This window comes from Microbacterium umsixpiens (genome assembly GCF_053543675.1).
The window spans coordinates 2,822-5,670 of record NZ_JBLVOH010000156.1 but is presented as its reverse complement, the minus strand read 5'-3'; the positions used below and the strand labels follow the sequence as shown (position 1 = coordinate 5,670).

Below are 2,849 nucleotides of genomic sequence, written 5' to 3'. Positions count from 1 at the left end.
ATGCCGCAGCATCCACCCCCGGTGCGGAGATGGTCGTCACTGGACGGCCGCGGCCCACTTCTCACCGAGCAGCGTGCCGGCGTTCGTCGACTGCTCCTCGGTCGGCACCACGGTCTCCTCGGGAGCCTCGGGGAGCGCGGCCGCGAGGTCGGCGTCGATCGTTCCCGCCTCGGTCATGGCCTCCATGCGCACCGGACGCGCGCCACCCTTCAGCCAGAGGTTCTGCACCTCGTCGCTGTAGAGGAACTCCTGCCACAGGCGGGCCGCCGCCGGGTTCGGGGCGTCGACGTTGATGGCCTGGTTGTAGTAGCCGGCGTATCCGGTGCCGTCGAGCACAACGACCTTCCAGTCCTCGTTGTCGGCCGTGTGCGAGGCGTTCAGGTAGTCCCAGTCGAAGACGACCGGGGTCTCGCCGCTCGCGATGGTCGCCGTGGTGACATCCACCTTGAGCAGGTTGCCGGCCTTCTGCATGTCCGAGAAGAAGTCGATGCCGGGCTGGAAGTCGTCGAGCGTGCCGTCGGACTGCACGGTGGTGAGGCCCACGGCGGCGAACGCGGCGCCGGCCTGGGTCGGGTCGCCGTTGATCGCGACGGCGCCCTTGTAGTCGGCCGACAGCAGGTCGGCGAGCTCGGACGGCGCGTCGAACTTTGACGAGTCGTACCCGATCGACATGTATCCGCCGTAGTCGCCGACGAAGAGTCCGGTCGGCTCCTTGAGCTCGTCGGGGATCTCGTCCCACGTCTGCACCTTGTAGGGAGCGAACGTGTCGGTGTTCTGCAGTGCGACGGTCAGTCCGAGGTCGAACACGTCGGGCGCGGTGTCGAGGCCCTTGTTAGTCTCGGCGGCCTGGATCTCCTCGGCACTGGAGACGTCGGGCGAGGCCTCGTTGATCGTGATCTCCGGGTACTTCTCGGTGAACAGGTCGAGGATCTCGCCGTAGTTCGCCCAGTCGCGGGGAAGGGCGATGACGTTGAGCGAACCCTCCTCCTTGGCAGCGGCCTCGAGTTCGGCGAAAGTACCGAAGTCCTCCACGGACGTGGCCGCGGCGGCATCGACCGTCTCGCTGCTCGACGCCGGTGCGTCGGTGGCGGACGCGCAGGAGGTCAGCGCGAGTGCGGCCGTGGTGGCCAGGGCGATGCCGGCGCCGATGCGCGCGCGGCGGGTGAAGCGAGCCATGAGTGTCCTCTCGGTGTCCGGCGAGGGTGCGCCGGTTTCGGGTTGCGAGAGGACACTATGAGGCGCAGGTTGCCGACCGTCCCGGGTCGGGTGAACGGCGCGTGTCGCGGTGGTGGCGGGACGGGTGCGGGGTGCGGTTCGCTCGGCCTTCCGCGCTGCGCTCGGCCAGAATCCGAGAATCAGGCCGAGGACGCTGCGATCGGCCGACGGAAGCGCGCGGGTCAGGCCTGCGGGACGTTGTACTTGAAGCCGCGGTGCGAGCCCACGTAGCCCAGACGCTCGTAGAAGCGGTGGGCGTCGGTGCGGGCGGCATCCGAGGTGAGCTGCACCATCGACGCGCCGACAGCGGGGGCCGCCGCCTCGCCCACCCAGCGCATCACCGCGGATCCGATGCCCGACGACCGCAGACCGCTGTGCACGCGTACCGCCTCGACCAGCAGCCGCCGCGCGCCGCGGCGTGACATCCCGGGGATCGAGGTGAGCTGCAGCGTGCCGACGACCGCACCGTCGAGCTCGACGACGAGCAGGTCGTTCGAGGGCTCGGCCAGGATCTCGGTGAGTGCCTGAGCGTACACAGGGCGATCGTCGTCGGATGCCACATCGCCCCGCGCCGCGCTGATCGGGTCGTCCGCGAGCAACGCGATCACGGCATCCGCGTCATCGACCACCGCACGGCGGAGCACCGCCGTCCCGATGCGCGAGTCGAACGAGTGGGGCAGCGGGAGGGCGTCGAGCATGCGACCAGTCTGCCAGCGGGCGGAGCGGATGCCGGCGCGCGGCCGACTCTCTGGAATCATGGCCGAGTGGATATCGGCGCCGTGCTCGGACTGGAGCAGCTCACCTGGGGGATGCTCCTCCTCGTCGTCATCGCCGCGTTCTGCGCCGGGTGGATCGATGCGGTCGTCGGCGGGGGAGGCCTGCTGCAGTTGCCGGCGCTGCTGCTGATCCCCGGCATCTCGCCCGTGCAGGCGCTGGCGACCAACAAGCTCGCCTCCGTCTTCGGCACCGCGACCAGCAGCGTCACCTACTACCGCCGCGCCAAACCCGACATCCGCACGGCGTTGCCGATGGCGGCGATCGCGTTCCTCGGCTCGTTCGGTGGCGCGGCCGTCGCGACGGTACTGCCGCCCGCCGCGTTCAAGCCCATCATCGTCATCGCTCTGCTGGTCGTCGCCCTGTTCACCGCGTTCCGACCGCAGATGGGCGCGGCGACGAAGCTGCGGTACCACGGGCACAAACACCACATCATGGCGGGTGCCGCCGGGCTCGGCATCGGCTTCTACGACGGGATGATCGGCCCGGGCACGGGCACTTTTCTCGTCATCACGCTCGTCGCCCTGCTCGGTTACGACTTCCTGCAGGCGAGCGCGAAGGCGAAGATCGTGAACCTCGCGACGAACGCGGGCGCACTGATGCTGTTCATCCCGCACGGGGCGGTGCTGTGGCTGCTGGGCGGCATCCTCGCGGTGGCGAACGTCGCGGGCAGCTACCTGGGGTCGCGGATGGCGATCTCGCGGGGGACGACCTTCATCCGTGTCGTCTTCCTCGTGGTCGTGGTCGGCCTGATCGCGAAGCTCGGGGTCGACGTGTGGAACGAGAACATCGTCCCCGTGCTCGCGCTCCTCGGCTGAACGGCGTTTCGTCTCGTCGCTGCGCTCCTCGCTCAACGACCG

3 protein-coding genes are annotated in these 2,849 nt (G+C 69.3%); 1 reads left to right on the top strand and 2 read right to left on the bottom strand.

Annotated features, from left to right (window positions below; genetic code table 11):
- Nucleotides 1–36: 36 nt before the first annotated feature.
- The gene (locus tag ACNPM4_RS15450; RefSeq protein WP_448986270.1) at nt 37–1,176 is read right to left on the bottom strand and encodes an ABC transporter substrate-binding protein; all 1,140 of its coding nucleotides are present in this window, start codon (nt 1,174–1,176) and stop codon (nt 37–39) included.
- A gap of 221 nt (nt 1,177–1,397) precedes the next feature.
- Entirely contained in the window at nt 1,398–1,913 is a 516-nt protein-coding gene (locus ACNPM4_RS15445) for a GNAT family N-acetyltransferase (protein WP_448986269.1), read from the bottom strand.
- A gap of 66 nt (nt 1,914–1,979) precedes the next feature.
- Between ACNPM4_RS15445 and ACNPM4_RS15440 the strand changes: the two genes are divergently transcribed.
- Nucleotides 1,980–2,807 (top strand): sulfite exporter TauE/SafE family protein, encoded by an 828-nt coding sequence (locus ACNPM4_RS15440; RefSeq protein WP_029263868.1) that lies wholly within the window; start codon nt 1,980–1,982, stop codon nt 2,805–2,807.
- The last annotated feature ends 42 nt before the right edge of the window (nt 2,808–2,849 follow it).

Bases quoted from the DNA above. Each gene is read 5' to 3' on its own strand.
- ACNPM4_RS15450 (WP_448986270.1), bottom strand. From the start codon at position 1,176: ATGGCTCGCTTCACCCGCCGCGCGCGCATCGGCGCCGGCATCGCCCTG.
- ACNPM4_RS15445 (WP_448986269.1), bottom strand. From the start codon at position 1,913: ATGCTCGACGCCCTCCCGCTGCCCCACTCGTTCGACTCGCGCATCGGG.